The sequence below is a fragment of the Rothia sp. HMSC068F09 genome, from assembly GCF_001812775.1.
Classification (GTDB): Bacteria; Actinomycetota; Actinomycetes; order Actinomycetales; family Micrococcaceae; genus Rothia; species Rothia mucilaginosa_A.
Map to the genome: position 1 here is coordinate 268,814 of NZ_KV810419.1, position 22,243 is coordinate 291,056.

Annotated in this window: 18 protein-coding genes; all 18 read left to right on the plus strand. The window is 64.8% G+C overall.

Annotated features, from left to right (window positions below):
* The first annotated feature begins 287 nt into the window (after positions 1-287).
* The 18 genes from HMPREF2874_RS03320 to HMPREF2874_RS03405 all read left to right on the plus strand — a co-directional run bounded on the left by HMPREF2874_RS03320 (position 288) and on the right by HMPREF2874_RS03405 (position 22,223).
* Positions 288-1,355 (plus strand): GNAT family N-acetyltransferase, encoded by a 1,068-nt coding sequence (locus HMPREF2874_RS03320; protein WP_246823759.1) that lies wholly within the window; start codon positions 288-290, stop codon positions 1,353-1,355.
* A gap of 147 nt (positions 1,356-1,502) precedes the next feature.
* Complete coding sequence (locus HMPREF2874_RS03325; RefSeq protein WP_070648936.1) at positions 1,503-3,335, plus strand: proline--tRNA ligase; 1,833 nt, start codon at positions 1,503-1,505, stop codon at positions 3,333-3,335.
* A 2-nt stretch (positions 3,336-3,337) separates the two neighbouring features.
* Entirely contained in the window at positions 3,338-4,009 is a 672-nt protein-coding gene (gene rimP / locus HMPREF2874_RS03330) for a ribosome maturation factor RimP (protein WP_070648937.1), read from the plus strand.
* A 109-nt stretch (positions 4,010-4,118) separates the two neighbouring features.
* On the plus strand, positions 4,119-5,225 hold the full coding sequence (gene nusA, locus HMPREF2874_RS03335; RefSeq protein ID WP_049332800.1) for a transcription termination factor NusA: 1,107 nt from the start codon (positions 4,119-4,121) through the stop codon (positions 5,223-5,225).
* A 235-nt stretch (positions 5,226-5,460) separates the two neighbouring features.
* Complete coding sequence (locus HMPREF2874_RS03340; RefSeq protein WP_070648938.1) at positions 5,461-5,820, plus strand: YlxR family protein; 360 nt, start codon at positions 5,461-5,463, stop codon at positions 5,818-5,820.
* Between the two features lie 200 nt (positions 5,821-6,020).
* Positions 6,021-8,828: a translation initiation factor IF-2 gene (infB, locus tag HMPREF2874_RS03345; protein ID WP_070648939.1), complete on the plus strand. Its 2,808-nt coding sequence runs from the start codon at positions 6,021-6,023 to the stop codon at positions 8,826-8,828.
* 260 nt (positions 8,829-9,088) lie between these two features.
* Positions 9,089-9,529: a 30S ribosome-binding factor RbfA gene (gene rbfA, locus HMPREF2874_RS03350; protein ID WP_049332795.1), complete on the plus strand. Its 441-nt coding sequence runs from the start codon at positions 9,089-9,091 to the stop codon at positions 9,527-9,529.
* Positions 9,530-10,621, plus strand: a complete 1,092-nt coding sequence (gene truB / locus HMPREF2874_RS03355; RefSeq protein WP_070648940.1) for a tRNA pseudouridine(55) synthase TruB — start codon at positions 9,530-9,532, stop codon at positions 10,619-10,621. It begins immediately after the preceding gene.
* Between the two features lie 161 nt (positions 10,622-10,782).
* Positions 10,783-11,559 carry a DUF4345 domain-containing protein gene (locus HMPREF2874_RS03360; protein WP_070648941.1) on the plus strand — a complete coding sequence of 259 codons (777 nt, stop codon included), beginning with the start codon at positions 10,783-10,785 and terminating at the stop codon, positions 11,557-11,559.
* A 164-nt stretch (positions 11,560-11,723) separates the two neighbouring features.
* Positions 11,724-12,764 carry a bifunctional riboflavin kinase/FAD synthetase gene (locus HMPREF2874_RS03365; RefSeq protein WP_070648942.1) on the plus strand — a complete coding sequence of 347 codons (1,041 nt, stop codon included), beginning with the start codon at positions 11,724-11,726 and terminating at the stop codon, positions 12,762-12,764.
* A gap of 202 nt (positions 12,765-12,966) precedes the next feature.
* Positions 12,967-13,425, plus strand: coding sequence for an S-ribosylhomocysteine lyase (locus HMPREF2874_RS03370; RefSeq protein ID WP_049332787.1), 459 nt, complete (start codon positions 12,967-12,969; stop codon positions 13,423-13,425).
* Positions 13,425-14,324 (plus strand): 5'-methylthioadenosine/S-adenosylhomocysteine nucleosidase, encoded by a 900-nt coding sequence (mtnN, locus tag HMPREF2874_RS03375; RefSeq protein ID WP_070648943.1) that lies wholly within the window; start codon positions 13,425-13,427, stop codon positions 14,322-14,324. The genes HMPREF2874_RS03370 and mtnN overlap by 1 nt, the downstream gene beginning before the upstream one ends.
* Before the next feature lie 212 nt (positions 14,325-14,536).
* Complete coding sequence (locus HMPREF2874_RS03380) at positions 14,537-14,875, plus strand: hypothetical protein (RefSeq protein ID WP_070648944.1); 339 nt, start codon at positions 14,537-14,539, stop codon at positions 14,873-14,875.
* 252 nt (positions 14,876-15,127) lie between these two features.
* Positions 15,128-16,534 carry an amino acid permease gene (locus HMPREF2874_RS03385; RefSeq protein WP_070648945.1) on the plus strand — a complete coding sequence of 469 codons (1,407 nt, stop codon included), beginning with the start codon at positions 15,128-15,130 and terminating at the stop codon, positions 16,532-16,534.
* 267 nt (positions 16,535-16,801) lie between these two features.
* Complete coding sequence (rpsO, locus tag HMPREF2874_RS03390) at positions 16,802-17,071, plus strand: 30S ribosomal protein S15 (protein ID WP_049332781.1); 270 nt, start codon at positions 16,802-16,804, stop codon at positions 17,069-17,071.
* A 391-nt stretch (positions 17,072-17,462) separates the two neighbouring features.
* Positions 17,463-19,682, plus strand: a complete 2,220-nt coding sequence (locus HMPREF2874_RS03395) for a polyribonucleotide nucleotidyltransferase (protein ID WP_070648946.1) — start codon at positions 17,463-17,465, stop codon at positions 19,680-19,682.
* Between the two features lie 137 nt (positions 19,683-19,819).
* Entirely contained in the window at positions 19,820-20,866 is a 1,047-nt protein-coding gene (locus HMPREF2874_RS03400; RefSeq protein WP_049344388.1) for an acyltransferase family protein, read from the plus strand.
* 25 nt (positions 20,867-20,891) lie between these two features.
* Positions 20,892-22,223 carry a M16 family metallopeptidase gene (locus HMPREF2874_RS03405; RefSeq protein WP_070648947.1) on the plus strand — a complete coding sequence of 444 codons (1,332 nt, stop codon included), beginning with the start codon at positions 20,892-20,894 and terminating at the stop codon, positions 22,221-22,223.
* Positions 22,224-22,243: the final 20 nt, after the last annotated feature.

Here is a 22,243-nt window from a genome sequence, read left to right on the forward strand (position 1 = left end):
ATTCATGCACGCGAAGGCGTCCTCCACGCGAGGGCGCCTTCGCTGTTTTCTTCATCCCGGCTGTTTTCTTCGTCCCGTGGAAGAAACCAGGTCGCCGAAGGTGCTTTGCCCGGCGGCGACAGCGTATTCTTGGAGTACGCGCTTTTGGGCGCGTGTATCCGCTCACTCTCACCCGTTATCCGTTCATGTTCACTCATTTTTTCTCCCGCTCTCCCTTCCGCCGCAGGCCGCGGCACACACAGGAGGCCCCTCCCATTCCCGAGCCGCACGACCCCTTGAAACACCAGGTGTTCGTCCTGGACACCCACTGGCGCGACGGCCTGGAGGAGATTCTCTTCGGGGACCCGATTCCGAACCTGTACCCCATCGAGCACTACGCGGCCGTTCCGCTGCCCAAGTCGGCTCCGTGCATCCCCCTGCAGCACTACCAGGGGTTCGTGGGGTGCGCCCGCGGCGACACGCTGTGCTGCGTGGTGCTGCTGGGCTCGAATGTGGTGCCGGTGCGCCTGTGCTGCGCCTACGAGGAGGTTCCCGGAGGCGGTGATTGCGCCGAGGAGGGGAGCATCGGCGCGCTGCACCGTGACGCCCTGGCCCAGCTGCTGTTGCAGGTGGGGGGGCGCACGGACTCGATTTTTGGCGAGAGCGATTACGTGATGCCCCTGTGGGAGCGGATGCAGCAGATGGCGGAGGAGACGGAGAGGCCTTCCTCGAGCGTTCCGCTGCTACACCTGATTCAGCCGAGCCTGAGCGATGTCTACGATCCGCGCACGCGCGTGCTTTCGGAACGGCCCGTGCAACCGCTACTCTACCTGCCCCCGGAGGAGGACCTCTCGGCCCTCTACGAGGCGCCCCTGCCTTCCCTGCCGGAGAACCTGCCGCCCCCGCTGGATCCGCTGGAGCTTGACCGCCCGGTCGAGAGCGTCGGCTACGCGCGCCTGGCCACCGTGGAGGACGAGGAGCGGCTGCTGGTCGCGGCGGCCGCCATGTTCACCGAGGAGGTGGGCTTCGACCCGATTGCCCGCTACGGTGACGGCTACCGCGCCCGCCTGCACGGGCTGATTCGCGCGAAGCGGTGCGCTATCGTGACGGACGCCTCCGGCCGCGTGATTTTTAAGGCGGACGCGGGCATCGCGAGCCTGGACACCGCGCAGGTGCAGGGCGTGTGGATGCACCCGGACTACCGCGGCCTGGGCCTGGCAAAGCCCTTCTTCGCGGCGGCCTCGCGGGTGCTGCAGCGCCGCTACAGGCACCTGAGTCTCTACGTGAACGACTACAACGCGGCGGCGGTGGCCCTGTACAGCGGCACCGGTTGGGTGCCGATTGGCCGGTTCTCGACCATCATCTTTGAGAATTAGCCGCTCGGACGGTTGCGGGGCACCGCGCCGCCGTTCCCGGGCTTTACGAAAACGCTATAGAATTAAAGACGACTGTGCCCTCCGGCGGGCGTGCCGCCCGTGCGAGAGGCACCCAGACTTCACCTACCGACCTTTTCAAGGAGAATCGTGGTACTTCGCCTTTCCAATCTCTTCGTGCGCACCCTGCGCGAGGATCCCGTAGATGCCGAGGTCGCCAGCCACAAGCTGCTGGTTCGCGCCGGTTACATTCGCCGAGCCGCTCCCGGCGTGTACACCTGGCTGCCCCTGGGCCTGAAGGTACTGCGCAAGGTCGAGAACATCATTCGCGAAGAGATGGATGCCATCGGCGCGCAGGAGGTGCACTTCCCCGCGCTGCTGCCCCGCGAGCCCTACGAGGCCACGAACCGCTGGGACGAGTACGGCGATAACCTCTTCCGCCTCAAGGACCGCAAGGGCGCCGACATGCTGCTGGCCCCCACCCACGAGGAAATGTTCACCCTGCTGGTCAAGGACCTGTACTCCTCCTACAAGGACCTGCCGGTCTACCTGTACCAGATTCAGACCAAGTACCGCGACGAGGCGCGCCCCCGCGCCGGCCTGCTGCGCGGCCGCGAGTTCGTCATGAAGGACTCCTACTCCTTCAACATTGACGACGAGGGCCTGAACGAGGCGTACATGGCTCACCGCGCCGCATACCAGCGCATCTTCAAGCGCCTGGGCCTGGAGATCGTCATCGTGACTGCACAGTCCGGTGCGATGGGCGGCTCCCGCAGCGAGGAGTTCCTGCACCCGACCCCCATCGGTGAGGACACCTTCGTGCGTTCGGCCGGCGGCTACGCGGCAAACGTCGAGGCCGTGACCACCGTGGTTCCCGAGGAAATCGAGATCACCGAGTCCACCCCGGCGGCTCTCGTCGTGGATACCCCCGATTCCGCAACCATCGAGACTCTCGTCGAGCGCATGAACGAGCTGCACTCCGAGAAGCTCGAGGGCACCCTGGAGGCTTCGCAGACCCTCAAGTGCTTCCTCGGCACCGTCATCACCCCCTCCGGCGAGCGCAAGGTCTTCGCCGTGGGCGTTCCCGGCGACCGCTCCGTGGACCTGGGCCGCGTCGAGGTCAACATCGGCGCGCTGCTGGGCATCGGCGGAGAGGTCGAGGTTGAGGCTGCCAGCGAGGAGGACCTGAAGGCCTACCCGCAGCTGGTCAAGGGCTACGTTGGCTCCGGCCTGAGCCTGGATGCACCCCTGCTCGGCGCGCACTCCGAGGACGAGGCCGCCGTAGCTTCGGCTACCGGCATCCCCTTCTTCGTGGATCCGCGCGTGGTACGCGGTACCCGCTGGGTGACCGGCGCTAACGCCGAGGGCAAGCACGTGGTGAACCTGGTCTTCGGCCGCGACTTCACCGCCGACGGCGTGCTGGAGGCCTGCGAGGTGCGCGAGGGCGACCCGGCACCGGACGGCTCCGGCGAGCTGGTGGCGGCCCGCGGTATCGAGATGGGCCACATCTTCCAGCTGGGCCGCAAGTACGCAGAGTCCCTGGGCCTGAAGGTTCTGGACCAGAACGGCAAGCTGCAGACCGTGACCATGGGCTCCTACGGCGTGGGCGTGACCCGCGCGCTGGCCGCCGTCGCCGAGGGCAACCACGACGAGAAGGGCCTGATCTGGCCGCGCAACCTGGCACCGGCCGACGTGCACATCGTCGTCACCGGCAAGGATGAGGCTTCTCACTCCTACGCCGACGAGCTGAGCGCCTCCCTCGAGGCCGCCGGCGTGCAGGTTCTGCTGGACGACCGCCCCAAGACCAGCCCCGGCGTGAAGTTCGGCGACGCCGAGTTGTTGGGCGTTCCGACGATCCTGGTGATTGGCCGCGGCTTCAAGGACGGCGTGCTCGAGCTGAAGGACCGCCGTAGCGGCGAGGCTCGCGAGGTGTCCGCTGAGAACGCGGTGGCCGAGGTCATCGCAGAGGTCAAGGGAGAATAACCGTGGCGTACAAGCCGAAGCGTTCCGGAACCAAGAAGAGCGCCCCCAATGCGCGCGCTCGCCGCGCCGCATCCCGCGCCGCGAACGGTGTGAACACCTCGCGCACCCGCGCCGAGCGTGAGCCCGTGGTGGATGCGCCGGTGCGCGTGGGCACCCGCGCGATCCGCGAGGAGGAGGTCGCCGAGGCGATTGCCCCCGTCCTCGAGGAGTTCTCGCTCGTGCTGGAGGGCCTGAAGATTTCGGGCCCGGCCGCCAACCGCACCGTGAAGATTACGGTGGACTACACCGCCGAACGTACCGATTCGCTGTCGCTGGATTCCCTCGCGGAGATTTCCGGTGCGATTTCGGGTGCTCTCGATCGTGCGGATGCGAACGACGAGTTCTTCCCCTACGAGCTGGAGGTCTCCTCACCGGGTGCAACCCGCCCGCTGAAGGAGCGCCGCCACTGGGAGCGCGCCCGCACCCGCCTGGTTGCGGTCACCGCGCCCGACGGCACCGAGTACCTGGCCCGCCTCCTCGAGGTGCAGGACGAGGGCCCGGTCCTGGCGCGTAAGAAGAACACCAAAAAGGGGCAGAAGGAGTCGTACCACGAACCGGCTTTGGTTGCGTGGGAAAATATCGGTTCTGCGCATGTCGAAATTGACTTCAATTCTCCGGTTGAACCGGTAGAATAGAGACACTAAAGCTCTAGGCACGGGCTGTTCCGTGCCGGGTATATACCGTTCGGGAGCCGGGGCGCGGAGAGCGTCCCGGCGCCGTGCTAACTGGGAAAGGCTGAAAAGCGTGGAGGATATTAAAACTATTGACCTGGGCGCACTGCGCGCATTGGCGAAGCAGCGCTCTCTCGTCATGGAGGAGCTCTTCACCCTGGTTGAGAACGCCCTGCTGCTCGCGTACCTGAAGCAGCCCGGCGCCATCAAGGGTTCGCGTGCCGTCATCGACCGCACCACCGGCGAGTTCGTGATTCTCGCCCCGGAGCTCGATGAGAACAACCAGAAGATTGACGAGTTCGACGACACCCCGAACAACTTTGGCCGTATCGCCGCCGCCACCGTGCGCCAGGTGCTGTCCCAGCGTCTGCGCGACGCCGAGGACGCCTCCGTGCTGGGCGAGTTCAAGGACCGCGAGGGCACCCTGGTGTCCGGCGTGGTTCAGCAGGGCAACAACCCCCGCATGGTCCAGGTCGACCTGGGCACCGTCGAGGCCGTTCTGCCCGGTAACGAGCAGGTTCCCGGCGAGAAGTACCCGCACGGCACCCGCCTGCGCGCCTACCTGGTGGAGGCACGCCGCGGCCCCAAGGGCCCCTCGATCGTGATTTCCCGTTCGCACCCGAACCTGGTGCTGCGCCTGTTCGAGCACGAGGTCCCCGAGATTTCCGAGGGCCTGGTCACCATTAACTCCATCGCCCGCGAGGCCGGCCACCGCTCGAAGATTGCCGTTTCGGCAAAGAACCCGACCATCAACGCTAAGGGCGCCTGCATCGGCGATATGGGCGCCCGCGTGCGCGCCGTGGCCGCCGAGCTGAACGACGAGAAGATCGACATCGTCGACTACTCGACCGACCCGGCAACCTTCATTGCTGCGGCGCTGTCCCCGGCCAAGGTCACCGAGGTAATCATCGCGAACCCGCGCGAGTACTCCGCCCGTGCCGTGGTGCCGGATGACCAGCTATCCCTGGCCATCGGTCGCGAGGGTCAGAACGCCCGCCTGGCCGCGAAGCTGACCGGCTGGCGCATCGACATTCTCTCCGAATCGAAGTACGCCCAGGTGCGTGCCGAGGAGGAGGTCGCCGCGCGCGTGGCACGTAGCCTCGCCGAGGAAGCCGCCGCCGAGCAGGCCGGTGAAGAGGCAGAGGCAGCAGCCGTTGAGGCGGCCGCCGACGCCGAGTAAGGCAGACTAGCATCCATCCGCGTAAACCGCGGAGGGGAGGTAGGCGCAGGGCGCCGGGGGAGACCCCGCGCCCTGCGCCTACCTCACATTTTTACCCACAAAAATCAAAAACGGGATACACTATTAAGATGTGCCGGAACACACCGGACGCTCTCGCGCGCCCTGGATTCGCTCCGGCTCAGGCATTAAACGCGCATCGTATCGGGCTCCGACAGAACATAAGGAGGGCAGAGCCGTGACCCAACCGGTCCCCAGCGACGCCTCCGCTCAGCCGGAACCCCCGATTCGCACCTGCGTTGGGTGCCGCACTCGCGATGAACGGCGAAATCTGCTGCGCATCGTGAGCGTTCAGCCCGCCTCCGATGAGGCCGGCACCCCGCGATATCTACCCGATACCGCGGGAACGATGCCCGGGCGAGGCGCTTGGATTCACCCGAGCGAAGCGTGCGTGGCCGCTCTTGAGAAGAAGAACGGCCTGGCCCGCGCCTTCAAGAGGGCGGTACCCGCCGCCGCGTTGAAGGCCTGCTGCGAGCAGATTCGAGCCGTCCTGACGGCGCGCGAGTTCTCGCCAGAAGCCGCACCCGGCACCGTATAGCCCCTGTTAGTCAACGAGTTTGACGACTTCTTATCTGAAAGCGAGTCAGAAAACTGATGGATATCTAATGAGTGCCGCGAAATGAGTACCTTCCCGTGCTCACCCACCGGTAACTTCACGAATTGGCGTGCCCCTCGGCGCGCACCCCGTATACATTAGAGTCCGCACCTATTCCGGTGCGGACCGGGATAGGAGAAAATTTGGCTCAGCCTCGAGTACACGAGTTTGCTAAAGAGGTAGGCGTACCTTCCAAGGAAGTTATCGCCAAGCTCAAGGAGATGGGCGAGTTCGTTAAGAGCTCCTCCTCCACCCTGAACCCCATGGTGCTGAAGAAGCTGCGCGCGGCGTACCCCGCCAAGCAGTCCGCTCCCGCGGCAGAGGCCAAGGCAGCTAAGCCGGCTCCCAAGCCGGCCGCGAAGCCCGCCGCCGCAAAGCCGGCAGCACCCAAGCCTGCAGCCGCACAGTCGGCCCCCAAGCCCGCAGCGAAGCCCGGCGCCAAGCCGGCCGCTCCGAAGCCGGCCGCAAAGTCTGCAGCACCCAAGCCCGGTGGCCCCCGCCCCGGCAACAACCCCTTCGCCCCGCAGCAGGGTATGGCCCGCCCCGAGGCCGCTCCGAAGCCGGCAGCACCCAAGCCTGCCGCTCCGAAGCCCGGCCCCAAGCCCGGCCCGCGCCCCGGCAACAACCCCTTCGCACCCCAGCAGGGCATGAAGCGCAATGGTGGCGACTCGCAGCGTTCAGGCGGTCCCCGCCCGGCACGTAACGGTCGTCCCGGTGGTAACGGTGGCCCCCGTCCCGCGGGCGGCGCACGTCCCGGTGGTAACGGCGGTCCCCGTCCCGCAGGTGGCGCACGTCCCGGTGGTAACGGTGGCCCCCGTCCCGCCGGTGGCGCACGTCCCGGTGCACAGCGTTCCTCCGGTGGTGCACGCCCGAACCCCTCGATGATGCCGAAGGTATCCAACGTTGGTGGCGGCGCATCCGGCTCTAACAACGGTGGCGGTAACGGCGGCGGCGCACGTCGCGGTAACGGCGGCTTCAACCGCGGTCCGGGTCGTCCCGGCCCTGGCGGCCGCGGCAACGCCCAGGGCGCATTCGGTCGCGGCGGCTCCAAGCGTAAGGGCCGCAAGTCGAAGGCAGCTCGCCGCCACGAGCAGGAACAGCTGAACGCACCGGCACCCGGTGGCGTGGTTGTTCCTCGCGGCGACGGCTCGACCGAGATTCGTCTGCGCCGCGGCGCCTCCATCATGGACTTCGCCGAGAAGATTGGCGCAAACCCGGCCTCGCTGATTACGGTGCTCTTCCACCTGGGTGAGATGGCTACCCAGACTCAGTCCCTCGACGAGGACACCTTCGAGCTACTGGGCGCCGAGCTGGGCTACGTCATCAAGATTGTGTCCCCCGAGGACGAGGAGCGCGAGCTGCTCGAGTCCTTCGACATCAACCTCGAGGCAGAGCTTGAGGCTGAGGGCGAGGATGTTCTGGAGGTTCGTCCCCCGGTCGTGACCGTCATGGGTCACGTCGACCACGGTAAGACCCGCCTGCTGGACGCTATCCGCCACACCAACGTTATCGAGGGTGAGGCCGGCGGCATTACCCAGCACATCGGTGCGTACCAGGTCCACACCACCGTCGAGGGCGAAGACCGCGCCATCACCTTCATCGATACCCCCGGTCACGAGGCGTTCACCGCTATGCGTGCCCGCGGTGCGAAGGTCACCGACGTGGCCATCCTCGTGGTCGCAGCGGATGACGGCGTGATGCCCCAGACCGTTGAGGCGCTGAACCACGCCCAGGCAGCTAACGTGCCGATCGTGGTGGCCGTGAACAAGATCGATAAGGAAGGCGCCTCCCCGGACAAGATCCGTGGCCAGCTCACCGAGTACGGCCTGATCCCCGAAGAGTACGGTGGCGACACCATGTTCGTGGACGTCTCCGCACGTAACGGCACCAACATCGACGAGCTGCTGGAGGCGGTCACCCTGACCGCCGACGTGCTCGAGCTGACCGCTAACCCGAACAAGGAAGCCCGCGGCGTGGCCATCGAGGCCAACCTGGACAAGGGCCGCGGTGCGGTCTCCACCGTCCTGGTTCAGTCCGGTACCCTGCGCGTTGGCGACGCCATTGTTGCCGGTGTGGCACACGGCCGCGTCCGCGCAATGTTCGACGAGAACGGCCAGGCCGTGAAGGAAGCCGGCCCCTCCCGCCCCGTGCAGGTGCTGGGTCTGTCCACCGTGCCGCGCGCAGGTGACACCTTCCTCTCCACCGAGGAAGAGCGCACCGCCCGCCAGATCGCTGAGAAGCGTGAGGCAGCCGACCGTAACGCCCAGCTGGCTAAGCGTCGCAAGCGCGTCACCCTGGAGTCCTTCGACGCCGCCGTGGCCGAGGGCAAGATGGACACCCTGAACCTGATCATCAAGGGTGACGTCTCCGGTGCCGTGGAAGCACTGGAAGAGTCCCTGATGAAGATTGACGCCGGTGGCGACGAGGTTCAGCTGCGCGTCATCCACCGCGGTGTGGGTGCTATTACCCAGAACGACGTGAACCTGGCAACCGTGGACAACGCGGTAATCATCGGCTTCAACGTCCGCCCGGCAGAGCGCGTGGCCGAGCTGGCCGACCGCGAGGGTGTCGAGATGAAGTTCTACTCGGTCATCTACCGTGCGATCGAAGACATCGAGCAGGCCGTCAAGGGCATGCTCAAGCCCGAATACGAGGAGGTCGAGCTCGGCTCGGCAGAGATCCGCGAGGTCTTCCGCTCCTCCAAGTGGGGCAACATCGCAGGTTCGATCGTCAAGAACGGCATCATCAAGCGCAACGCCAAGGCACGCCTGGTGCGCGACGGCTCCGTGGTGGCGGACAACCTCACCATCGAGTCGCTGCGTCGCTTCAAGGACGACGCCACCGAGGTGCGCGAAGGCTTCGAGTGCGGTATTGGCCTCGGCTCCTTCAACGACATCAAGGAAGGCGACATTATCGAGACCTGGGAGATGCGCGAGAAGCCGCGCGTCTAAGGCTCCCATGCTGATGCGCCCGTGACCCGCACCCCGCCCGCAGGTACCCGGTTCCGTGACCGGAGGCCCGCGAGCGGGGGAGCGGGGGCGGGCGCTTTCCGCATCCTGCCCCCAACCCATAGAATTTTTGTATCTAGAATTCCCTCCTCGAGATACCAACATCTCGAGGCGACCGCCCACCCCGCTTCGAAATCCACCGGAACCAACCGGAACCAACCGGGGCCCGGGCGGCCCCATCAACCGCAGACAAGGAGAAACACATGGCTGACGCAGCCCGCGCGGCACGACTTGCCGACCGCATCAAGGTCATCGTGGCGAAGGCCCTCGAGCGCCGAGTGAAGGACCCCCGCCTCGGTTTCGTGACCGTCACCGATGCCCGCGTGACCAACGACCTGCAGCACGCAACCATTTACTACACGGTGCTCGGCTCCGAAGAGGACGCCGCCAACACCAAGAAGGCCCTCGAATCGGCTAAGGGTATTCTGCGTTCGGAGGTGGGTAAGAACATCACCGCGCGCCTGACCCCGACCCTGACCTTCGTGGCCGACGAGGTGCCCGAGAACGCCTTCCACATTGAGTCCCTGCTGCGCGAGACCCGCGAGCGCGACGCCAAGCTGGCCGCCGCCGCCGAGGGCGCGCAGTACGCCGGCGACGCCGACCCCTACAAGAAGGACGAGGACGAAGCGGACGAGGACGCCTAAGTGGCCAAGAAGCAGCCCCAGGGCCCCTCGGGCCTGATGGTTATCGATAAGCCCGCCGGGATGAGCAGCCACGACGTGGTTTCGCGGATGCGCCGCATCGCCGGAACCCGACGGGTCGGCCACGCTGGTACCCTGGATCCGGCCGCGACCGGTGTGCTGATTCTGGGCGTGAATAAGGCGACGAAGCTGCTGACCTACCTGGTGGGCCAGGACAAGACCTACGACGCCACGATTCGCCTGGGCATCGAGACGCTGACCGAGGACGCCGAGGGCGAGCATACCGCCGCCCACCCCGAGGCCGTGGAGGCCCTGACCGCCATGGGCCCCGAGCAGATGCGTGCGCGCATCCTGGAGGCGGTGGCCGGCCTGTGCGGTGACATCATGCAGGTTCCCTCCGCGGTGTCCGCCATCAAGATCAACGGGGTGCGTTCCTACGCACGCGTGCGCGGCGGCGAGGAGGTTGAGCTTCCCGCCCGCCCGGTGACTATCAGCGAGTTCACGGTACATTCCGTAACTGCCGGTTTCGCCGAGTACGTCGTCGAGGACCTCGAGGGGGAGCACATGGCGACCTCGGTTCCCGTCGTGGACTGCGAGGTCACGGTTTCGTGCTCCTCGGGCACCTATATTCGTGCCCTGGCCCGTGATTTGGGTAAGGCCCTGGGCACTGGCGGTCACCTGACGGCGCTGCGCCGAACCCGCGTGGGCGCGGTGCACCTGCAGGATGCGGCCGACCTGGCCGAGCTGACGGCGCGCCGCGAGGCCTCCGAGGGGCCCCTCGAGGACCTGCCCCTGCTACCGCTGGAAGAGGCCGCCCGCCGTATTTTCGGGGCCCGCGAGCTCAGTGCAGCCGAGGCGAGCGATATCTCCTACGGGCGGCGCATCGCCCCCAGCGGCGATGGCACCGTGGTCAAGCGCTCCGCCCACGCGAGCGCCGACGAGCAGGGCGCGATTCAGCACGCCAGCGTCGAGGGTATCGTGGCGGGCTTTGCCCCTGACGGCACCCTGGTGGCCCTGCTGGAGAACAAGAAGCAGCGCGGGAAGGTGCAGGCCGCCCCGGTGCTGGTTTTCGAGGCGAACCGCTCCTTCGACTAGGAAACTTATCCTAGGGCGCTTATCCTAGAGCACCTATCGGATAGCTCGCCTTTCGACGCCTCCCCGCTCACTCGGGGAACCCCTCACACTCGGGGCCCGGCCCCTACACAGCCAAACACTCGCAGACGCCCCGCGCGGGGCGCCCAACTCAAGGAGAGAACATGAGCGAGAACCTGACGCCCTCCGAGCGTAACGTCTCGAAGGCCGCCGCAGAAAAAGCCGCAGAGCGCGAGGCCGCGCAGAAGACCTCGCAGGCCGAACCGCACACCGCCCCGGTTCCCCGGGTGAAGGGCACCGCCGGTGCCGCCGAGCAGGAGACCAATATTTCGGCGGCGAAGGCTCCCGAGGGCGTGCGCGTGAGCCCTTCGGCCTCCGCGAAGCCCACCGCCTCCAAGGCCGAGAAGAAGGCAGACAAGAAGGCCGAGAAGAAGGCGACCCGCGAGGCTTTCGCCCGTCCCAAGAGTATTGAGGAGGCGGCTAAGCCTCAGAACCGTGCGGCGTTCCGCGCGGCCGTGGCCCTGTACGGCCTGTTCATGATTGCCTACGGCCTGTGGCAGGTCTTCGGCGGTGTGTCGGCCGTGCCCGACGCCCCGACCGATTTCGCTAACTCCTCGGTGCAGTCGAACTACGTCTTCTTCGCCTCGACCTACGTGGGTGTGGGCCTCTCCTTCGTGTTCATCGCCCTGAAGTTCAAGTGGGTGAACATGCTGGCCTTCTCGTGCCTGGTGGTGTTCCTGGGCGGCGTGGGCCGCATCCTGTCCTGGGTGAACTTCGGCACCCCGAACTGGATTCTTATCGTGCTGATGGTGACCGAGCTGGTCATCCCGCCCTGCCTGCTGGTGTGGTACGGCTGGATCAACAAGTCCAACGCAATCCGCCAGGAGATGCTTAACGCATCCCGAACCCAGCCCGCCGCGGCTGCCAAGGGCCGCAAGTAGGCTCGTATGCGCCCGGGAGGGCCCCGAGAGGGGCTCATCCCGGGCTTTTTCGGGGCGCTTGCCGAGCCCCCGTTCCATTCTCTAGCGATGAGTGCCCGCTAATTCTTTATCCTGCCGCCCGTGGTCTAGGATGGAGAGGTACATTTAACTTTTCAGGAGAGCCCGTGACCCTCTACACCGCTTTGAGCGACGTCCCCGCCGGCTATGGCCCCTCGGTCGTGACCATCGGCAACTTTGACGGCGTGCACCGTGGGCACGCCCGCGTGATTTCACGCGTGGTGTCCCTCGCTGAGGAGCACGGTCTGCGCTCCATCGCGGTCTCGTTCGACCCGCACCCCATTCAGGTGCACCGCCCCGAGGTGGCCCACCACGACATCATGGGCCAGGGCGCTCGCCGCCACTACATGTGCCTGCTGGGCCTGGAGGACTACCTGCTGCTGCACTACAGCCTGGAGTTCGCGCAGCAGACCCCCGAGGAGTTCGTGAAGACCACCTTCGTGGACGGCCTCAACGCCCGCTACGTGGTGATTGGTGACGACGTGCGCTTTGGCCGCAACAACTCGGGCGACCTGAACACGATGCGTGAGCTGGGGGAGAAGTACGGCTTCGAGGTCGTGGTCGTGGAGGACCTCATGGTGGACGAGAACACCCGCTGCTCCTCGACGCGCATCCGTCAGCTGCTGCTGGAGGGCGACATGCCGGCCGCGACCGAGCTGCTGGGCCGCCACCACATGATGGCCGGCGAGGTCGTGCACGGTCTGGCGCGTGGCCGCGAGCTGGGCTTCCCGACCGCGAACCTGGACTTTGAGGCGCGAGGCTTGCTGCCCGCGGACGGCGTGTACGCCGGCTGTCTCGTGGATGAGGCGGGTACCCGCCACCCCTCCGCCATTTCGGTGGGTACGAACCCGACCTTTGACGGCATCGAGCACCGCCAGGTGGAGGCGCACGTGATTGACCGCCCCGAGGAACGCGTGGAAGACTTCAACCTATACGGTCAGCACGTGCTCATCGAGTTCGTGAAGCGACTTCGCCCCATGGTGGCCTACACCGGTGTGGAGGCGCTGATCGAGCAGATTAACGATGACGTGGCCAAGACCCGCGAGGTGCTGGCCGAGGATGCGAAGACCTACTGCCCGCCGGAGCGTTCCGTGCGGGGCGAAAAGGATTCCGAGAAGAAGCCCGAGGCGGAGAGTCTCGAGGCGTAGGCTGCGGGTCGCATCCGGTACCTTACGCATAGAACGCTTGAACCCCGGCGGCAGGTTTCGTACCTGCCGCCGGGGTTTGTCGTACCCGCATGGCCCCGGCGCCCGCTGAGCCCTAGTGTCCGCATGGCCCCGGTGCTCGAGCGTTCTCAGCCCCTCGCGAGACCGGGGACGCGAAACGGCAAAGTTAAGAGAAGATAGAGTCATGGAAAAAATGAACGTCGAATCCTTCAACCTTGACCACCGTGCCGTTAAGGCCCCCTACGTGCGCATCGCCGACCGTAAGGTGCTGCCCGGTGGCGACACCCTCATCAAGTACGATATCCGCTTCACCCAGCCGAACACCGCGCACCTGGAGATGCCGACCGTGCACTCCATCGAGCACCTGAGCGCCGAGCACATGCGCAACCACACCGACCGCCTGATCGATTTCTCCCCGATGGGTTGCCAGACCGGCTTCTACGCGCTGACCCTGGGCCTGGAGCCCGAGGAGTTCTTCCCGATCCTGGAAGCAACCCTCAACGATATCCTCAACGCAACCGAGGTTCCGGCGGCGAACGAGGTGCAGTGCGGTTGGGGCGCCAACCACACCCTCGAAGGCGCGCAGGCTGCGGCTCGCGAGTTCCTCGCGGCACGCGATGAGTGGGCGCAGGTGATGGCGTAATGAGCGCACAGATCCCTGACGCTTTCGCATCCGCCTTCAACCCGGTGGACTTTGACCCGAACGCTTTCGACCCGGCTGAGGCGTTCAACAGCATGTTTGAGCTGATGGACGGCATGTCCAACGCCATCATCATTCAGGTGGCTATGGATGAGGAGCTCGCGCCCTTCCTGAAGGTCACCGAGGAGCTGCAGCCCTCCTTCACCGAGGGTGCGGCGGTATTCCATCCGCGTTACCTGCAGGTGGGCGAGGACCAGGTGCCCCTGCTGCTGGTTCGTTCCAAGATTGGTCTGGTGAACGCGGCGAGCGCCGTGACAGAGGCAATCAGCTACTCCTCGAACTGCCTGGGCGTCATTAGCGCAGGTACCGCCGGTGGCCTGGCGCGCGGCATTAACGTGGGCGACGTGCTGATTGGCGAGAACTACACCTACACCGACGCGGACGCCACTGCGTTCGGTTACGCGCGCGGCCAGGTTCCGGGCATGCCCGAGAGCTACGACGGCCAGGCGGATGAGTGGCAGGACGCTCTGGAGCATGCGCTCGCCGCCCTGGAGCCTGCGCGCACCGCCGAGAAGGCCGAGGGCTCGTGGCAGGTGCGCCGCGGCCAGATGCTTGCGGGCAACTCCTTCGTGACCGCCCACAACGTGAAGGACACCCGCGAGGCCTTCGAGGGCGCCATCAGCACCGACATGGAGACCACCGCCATTGCGCAGGTCTGCCACAACTACGAGATCCCGTTTATCGGGGTGCGTTGCGTGTCTGATCTGTGCGGCCCGGAGGCCGATCAGGACTTCCACCTCTCCGTGGATGTTGTGGCCCCCCGCTCGGCGCGTTACGCCCTGCAGCTGGCCGCAGAGCTGTGGACCGAGGCCGAGCTGGAGGACCTGGAGCTGGCTCTCTAAAGCTCTAGAACTAACAATCCAGAGCATGCGGCAAGTGCCGGGGCGTGAACCTGACGGGTTTGCGCCCCGGTTCTTTTGTGCCGGTATTTTTGTACTGGTCCTTTTGCGTCCCAGTCTTTTTGCGATCAGGCACCTGATGTATCCGGTCCGTAAGAAATGCAGAAATATTAACCGCGGTGAATATACATTCTGTGTGTCGTGGAGTACTATGAATGAGGAAACTATCCGATCTCACAGAGGAGTACGTCGTGAAGTTCTGCCCGACTCTCGCCTCCGTCACCGGTCTGCTCGGTGGCTACAAGGTTGCATCGAGCACCGGCATCCGCCCGCTCGGTGGCGCTGTCCTGGCACTGTGCGGTGCCGTGGCTTACAAGAATTGGAAGCGTAAGGCTGGCGCAGGCCGTGCCACCTTCCTCACCGCTGTCTACCTCGGCGCGTTCGGCGCCGCTCATCCGCTCGCCAAGAAGATTGGCGCGTGGCCTGCAGTCTACACTGTGACTGCTGCAACCGCTCTGTGCTCTATCGTCATTGGACGCAAGCGACAGAAGTAGTCTTTGACGAAAAGACGGCGGAAAGGCAACGTTGCCTTCCCGCCGTCTTTTGCGTTCCCTCCCACCGTACCGGTTGGGTGGGGATGCGATGGGGCGACGCGCGAAGGCAACACCTTCCGCGTAACGCCCCATCACTCGATGGGGAGTGAATCAACCGGTACCGCTCTCAGCCACCTGCTAAGCTGCGGCACCGCCCGATAAGTTTCCCCGCCACCGGCGGGTACACCCCATGAGGTAAAGGAAAAGAAGAAGATGAATACCACTCCGGACTCATCCCCGGTACAGCAGGGCGTAGCTGAGGCTACCTCCGAGAGCCCGCAGCTAGCGCGTGGACTCTCCCTGCGCCACATCATGTTCATCGCCCTCGGCTCCGCCATCGGCACCGGCCTGTTCTACGGCTCTGCATCCGCCATTCAGCTGGCGGGCCCCTCTGTGCTGCTTGCCTACGTTATTGGTGGCGCGGCAGTGTTCATGGTGATGCGCGCAATGGGCGAACTCGCCCTGGCGCACCCGGTTTCCGGAGCGTTCTCCGAATATGCGACCCGCTACCTCGGACGCTGGGCTGGTTTTGTGACCGGCTGGACCTACGCCCTGGAAATGGCGCTGGTCGCCATTGCAGACGTCACCGCCTTTGCCGTGTACATGAAGTTCTGGTTCCCGAACAGCCCCTCCTGGATCTGGATCGTCTCGGTTCTGCTGATTCTGCTCGCCATTAACCTGGCGAAGGTCAAGGCGTTCGGCGAAACCGAATTCTGGTTCACCCTCGTGAAGGTCAGCGCCATTATCGCCATGATCGTTGGCGGCGTGGTTCTGCTCTTCGTGGGTGTGCAGGCCCACGACTCCGTGGCGCCCTCCGTCACGAACCTCTGGGCCCTGGACGGCGGCTTCTTCGCGAACGGCTTTACCGGATTCCTCGCCTGCTTCACCGTGGTGATGTTTGCCTTCGGCGGTATCGAGAACATCGGCATCGCTGCGGGTGAGGCGAAGGATCCGCGCACCTCGATTCCCAAGGCGATTCGCACGGTGCCGTTCCGCATCCTCATCTTCTACGTGCTGACTCTCTCGGTCATCATGTCCCTGTACCCCTGGTACTCGGTCTCGAAGGAGAACTCTCCGTTCGTGCAGATCTTTGAGGGCCTGGGCATCCCCGCGGCCGCTTCGATTCTGAACGTGGTCATCATTACCGCCGCCATCTCGGCCCTGAACGCCGATGTGTACGGTGCCGGCCGCATGATGTACGGCCTGGCCAAGCAGAAGCTGGCCCCCGCATCCTTCGCGAAGGTCACCAAGAACGGCGCTCCCTGGATGACCACCCTGCTCATGGTACTGGTCATGGCGGTCGGCGTGATTGTGAACGTTCTCTTCGAGAACGCCTTTGAGGTGGTTGCCTCCCTGGCTACCTTCGCGACCGTGTTCGTGTGGGTCATGATTCTGCTGGCGCACATCGCGTTCAAGCGGGGCGGCGCGGACGCCGAGGCGCAGCCGGTACGCCAGCCCCTGTGGCTGAGCTACCTGGCGTTGGCGTTCATGATCTTTATCGTGGTGCTCTTCGGCTTCTTCGCCGACACCCAGCTGGCGCTGGTGATGGGTGCACTCTGGTGCCTGTTCCTGCTGGGCTATTACCGCCTCGTGGTGGTGCGCGCTCGCGCCGCGGCGTAGGCACTCAAACCATCGGGCACCCGGCGGTAGCGGCTGCCGGGTAGCGCCCGTGTGAACGTTCGCCTCGAAAGCCCGGCGGCCGGTAGTGTGATGAGCTACCTGCCGCCGGGCTTTTGTGCGCTCTTCCGCGAACGCGTCCCGGTAGCGTAGAATGGGAAGAACGCGTCTGCAGTCCGCAGCAGACGTCGTGTATTGAGGGCGCAAGCCCACCACCCGGCGGCAACCGTCCGTACGGGACGTATGCGGTACTAACTCTAGGAGTTAAAAGTGGCACTGGATCCCGCTATCAAGCAGGAAATCATCAAGGAATACGCAACCCACGAGGGCGACACCGGTTCGCCCGAGGTTCAGATTGCAGTTCTGTCTCGTCGTATCTCCGACCTGACCGAGCACCTGAAGTTCCACAAGCACGATCACCACTCCCGTCGCGGCCTGATGATCCTCGTTGGTCGTCGCCGCAACATGCTCGGCTACCTCAAGAGCGTCGACATCGAGCGTTACCGTTCGCTGATCGAGCGCCTGGGCCTGCGCCGATAAAACGGGAGCGTTTGACGCTTCACGCGGTGATTAACCGCCCCGCGGCGGTTCGTGCGGACGTGCTGTAGCTGTTCCTCGCCTTCTTCGTAAGGCGCGGGCGTCGGCACGTCCGTACTGCCGCGTTCGGGGGCGCTCACCCCAACCGGTCGCGGACCGTCCGGTGGGCACGCCCCACCAACCATGACAGAAAACCAGCCGCGAGCGCACACGCCGCGGTCCTCGGTAGCGAATTACGGAATAACACCCCTCAGCACATAGCGAACGGTGCGGAACTCTGCCCGGAACCGCCGGAGCCAACCGGCGCGATGACGGCGGGGGAGCGGTGCCGTGGTTTCCTATCGAAGGCCGACTCGTGCGCTACGCACCGGCTGACCAAGAGAAAGAAGGAACCGTGGAAGGTCCCGAAATCCAGTTTGCCGAAGTCGAAATCGACAACGGCATTTACGGTAAGCGCCACGTGCGCTTTGAAACCGGCCGTCTCGCCAAGCAGGCTAACGGCTCGGTGCTCGTCACCATCGATGACGAGACCACCCTGCTCTCCGCAACCGTGGTCGGCAAGTCTCCCCGCGAGGGCTTCGACTTCTTCCCGCTGACCGTGGACGTGGAAGAGCGCATGTACGCAGCCGGCAAGATCCCGGCATCCTACTTCCGCCGCGAAGGCCGCCCCAGCACCGAGGCCATTCTGGCAGCCCGCCTGATTGACCGCCCGCTGCGCCCCGCCTTCACCAAGGGCATCCGCAACGAGGTGCAGGTCGTCGTGACCGTCCTGACCTACAACCCGGACGAAATCTACAACACCTTCGCGATTAACGCGGCTTCGGCATCGACCACGCTCTCCGGTGCGCCCTTCAGCGGCCCCATCGGTGGCGTGCGCGTGGCCCTGATTGACGGCCAGTGGGTCTGCTTCCCCAAGTACTCCCAGCTCGAGAACGCCGTGTTCGACATGGCCGTGGCCGGTCGCATCGTTACCAAGGCCGACGGTACCGAAGACGTCGCCATCATGATGGTCGAGGCTGAGGCCACCGACAACTCCTGGAAGCTCATCAAGGAGGACGGCCAGACCGCTCCCACCGAAGAGGTCGTCGCCCAGGGTCTGGAGGCCGCTAAGCCCTTCATCGCCGCCCTGTGCAAGGCTCAGTCCGACCTGGCAGCCCGCGCCGGCAAGCCCGCCCTCGAGCTGCCCTTCTTTGGCGGCCACGGCGAGGACGTGGACGCAGCCGTGAAGGAATTCGCCGCAGACCGCCTGGTCGAGGTGTACTCCATCGCCGGCAAGCAGGAGCGCGAAGCCGCCGCAGCCGAGCTGAAGGAAGACCTCAAGGAGGCCCTGACCGGCGAGGGCAAGGAATTCGAAGAGCGCGCAGACGAGGTCGACGTGGCATTCGCCGCCCTGACCAAGCACATCGTGCGCCAGCGCATCCTCACCGATCAGGTGCGCATCGACGGCCGCGGCCTGACCGATATCCGTCAGCTCACCGCCGAGGTTGAGGTCCTGCCCCGCGTGCACGGCTCCTCCCTCTTCGAGCGTGGCGAGACCCAGATTATGGGTATCACCACCCTGAACATGCTCAAGATGGAGCAGCAGCTGGACTCCCTGCACCCGCTCAAGTCCAAGCGCTACATCCACCACTACAACTTCCCGCCGTACTCCACCGGTGAGACCGGCCGTGTGGGTTCGCCCAAGCGCCGCGAAATCGGTCACGGCGCCCTGGCCGAGCGTGCAATCACCCCGGTGCTGCCCTCGCGCGAGGAGTTCCCCTACGCTATCCGTCAGGTCTCCGAGGCTCTGGGCTCCAACGGCTCGACCTCCATGGGTTCGGTCTGCGCCTCGACCCTGTCCCTGCTGAACGCCGGCGTGCCGCTGCGCGCACCCGTTGCGGGTATCGCAATGGGCCTGGTGTCCGACGAAGTGAACGGCGAGACCCGCTACGCAGCCCTGACCGACATCCTGGGTGCCGAGGACGCACTTGGCGACATGGACTTCAAGGTGGCAGGTACCTCCGAGTTCGTGACCGCTATTCAGCTGGATACCAAGCTCGACGGTATCCCCGCATCCGTGCTGGCCGGTGCGCTGACCCAGGCCCGCGAGGCTCGTCTGCACATCCTGGATGTGCTGACCAGCGCCATCGACGCACCCGACGAGATGAGCGAGTACGCACCGCGCATTATCTCCGTGAAGATTCCGGTCGCCAAGATCGGTGAGGTCATCGGTCCCAAGGGTAAGATGATCAACCAGATTCAGGAGGACACCGGCGCCGACATCTCCATCGAGGACGACGGTACCGTGTACATCGGCGCAGCCGACGGCCCCTCCGCCGAGTCTGCCCGCGCCGCCGTGAACGCCATCGCGAACCCGCAGGTTCCCGAGGTCGGCGAGCGCTACCTGGGCACCGTGGTGAAGGTGACCGACTTCGGCGCCTTCATCTCGCTGACCCCCGGTAAGGACGGCCTGCTGCACATCTCCGAGATGCGTAAGCTCAACGGCGGCAAGCGCGTGGTTGACGCCGAGGACGTTGTCTCCGTGGGCCAGAAGGTCCAGGTGGAGATCACCAAGATTGATGACCGCGGCAAGCTCTCGCTCGCACCGGTCGTTGAGGGCGGCGACGACGAGTAGTCGACCCGTCTAACGATGAGGGGCGTTCGGCGCACCCGGTGCGGTTCACTCCCCGCCGGATGCACCGGGCGCCCCTTGTCGCGAGTAAGAGGGATAAGATTAATATATTTCTCTTGCACTGGAAGGAAAGTGAGCGAATGTTGACACGACGTGACAGCACAATTGATATTGCTAAAGGCATCGCAATCATTGCAATTGTGTTTGGGCACATTCATCGAGGGATGTGGGCATCTGGACTGGGGACGGAAGCCTTCCGCCCCTATAAATATGTTCTTGACTACGGTGTCTATTTTTGGCACCTGGTAGTTTTTGCCTTCCTGAGCGGCCTGTTCGTGTCGCGAGGAGCGTTGAAGACTACCCCCTCCTCGTACCTGACGAAACGTCTGGTTCTCTTCGGATACCTGTACGTCATTTGGCAGGTTCTACAGGTGGGTATGAAGCTTGTACTTCCGTCTAATTCTTCCGATAAGACGACTGTGATGAGCCTGCTGGAGCTGTGGAAGCCCGAAGGTCAGCTTTGGTTCTTCCCCTGGCTCATGATTGTCACCATTATTGCTGTGGTGACGCGAGTATGGCAGAAGAACGCTATCGCTGCCCTAACGATTGCTGGCTCAGCGATTCTTGCGCTTGCCTCGTGGGGGTACATCGGCGAGTATGTCGGTACTCAGGGCCTTTCGCTACTCTTCTTCTTCCTCGTTGGTGTGGCGCTTGGCCATGAACGATTCCAACGCATTATGAGCTCCATTCCCTTGGCAGCTCACGCGGGTATCGTTGCTGTTGGCCTGTTCGACTACATCTACCTTCTGATGAACATTCAGGCTACTCCGCCTACCGTCATTCCTTACTTCACGAATGATGTTGGTGCGGTAGCTATGGGTATTCTTGCGACGGTGATATCCTCGCTGACGGTGCTCTCGCTCTCCTACCTGCTGGCTCGGGTTCCGTGGAGCGGCTGGCTCGCCTACCTGGGACGCCACTCCCTGGAAATCTTTATCGCGCACATCGTGTGCGGTGCCGCTTTCCGTTTCGTACTGACGAAGTCTGGTCTTTTCTCGGTACCTCTGTTCCTGGTGGGCGGTACGATCTTTGCGATCCTCGCCTCGCTGCTGCTGGGGTACTGCGCACGAAAGCTCCGGATTCCGCTCTTTACCCTGCCGCGTCCCATCGAACAAAAGATTAGCTAACCGAACTCACATCGAAGGACACTGAATGTCTATTTCCCTGCCCGTCGAGCTTGACGCCATTGCCGAGGAGCTCGACTACGAGCGTGGCCGCCTCATCTACGAGGGCGCGGGCGGCAACGAGGTGCGCCGCTCCATCCTGCCCGGTGGCGTGCGCGTCATCACCGAGAAGATGCCCGGCACGCGCGGCGTGTCCATCGGCTTCTGGGTGGGGGTGGGCTCGCGTGACGAGGCTCCCGGCATGCTCGGCTCCACGCACTTTCTGGAGCACCTGCTGTTCAAAGGCACCGGTACCCGCACGGCGCTCGACATTGCGTCCTCCTTCGACGCGGTGGGCGGAGAATCCAATGCGCTGACCGCCAAAGAACACACCTGCTACTACGCACGTGTGCTCGACGACGACGCGCCCATGGCCGTGGACGTCATCACCGATATGGTGACCAACGCTCTGCTTGATCCCGCCCACCTGGAGCAGGAACGCGGGGTGATTCTCGAAGAAATCGCGATGGATCAGGACGACCCGACCGACGTCGCCTTCGAGAACTTCGTGGAGCAGCTCATGGGCGCCAACCCCCTCGGACGCCCCATCGGCGGCACCCCCGAGGAGATTCAGGCGGTCCCGCGTGACGCCGTGTGGGAGCACTACAAGCGCTACTACACCCCGGATCGCCTGGTGATTTCCGCCGCCGGTTCCCTGGAGCACAGCACCATGGTTCGCCTCGTGCTGGAGTCGCTCACCCGCTACGGCTGGGACCTGCGGGAGGGCGTGGCCCCCGCGCCGCGCCGCGTGCGTACCGACAGCGGCATCGTACCGCTGAGCGAGCTGCGCGAGGTGCAGAAGGGCTTTGAGCAGACCAACATCGTGATGGGCTGCCCGAGCATCATCGCGGGCGACGACCGCCGCTACGCGTTGAGCGTGCTGACCAGCGCGTTTGGTGCGGGCATGTCCTCACGCCTGTTCCAGGAGATCCGCGAGAAGCGCGGCCTGGCGTACAGCACCTTCGCGTTCTCCGGTGCCTACTCGGACGCCGGCTACTTCGGCATGTACGCCGGCTGCCTGCCTGCCAAGACTGAGCAGGTGCGCGAGGTCATGGGCCACGAGTTCGATAAGCTCGCGGCCGCTGGCATCACCGAGGAGGAGCTGCTGAAGGTGCGCGGTCAGCTGGCCGGCTCCACCGTGCTCGGCAGCGAGGACTCCGGCTCGCGCATGTCCCGCCTGGGCCGCGCGGAGATGGATTCTGGCCAGTTCACGAGCACCGACGAGCTGCTGGAGAAGATTCGCGCCGTCTCCCTCGACGAGATACGCGATCTCGCCGCCTTCCTGGGTGAGCAGCAGATGATTACGACCATCGTGCGGTAGCTCGTGCGGGGCATTGGCCC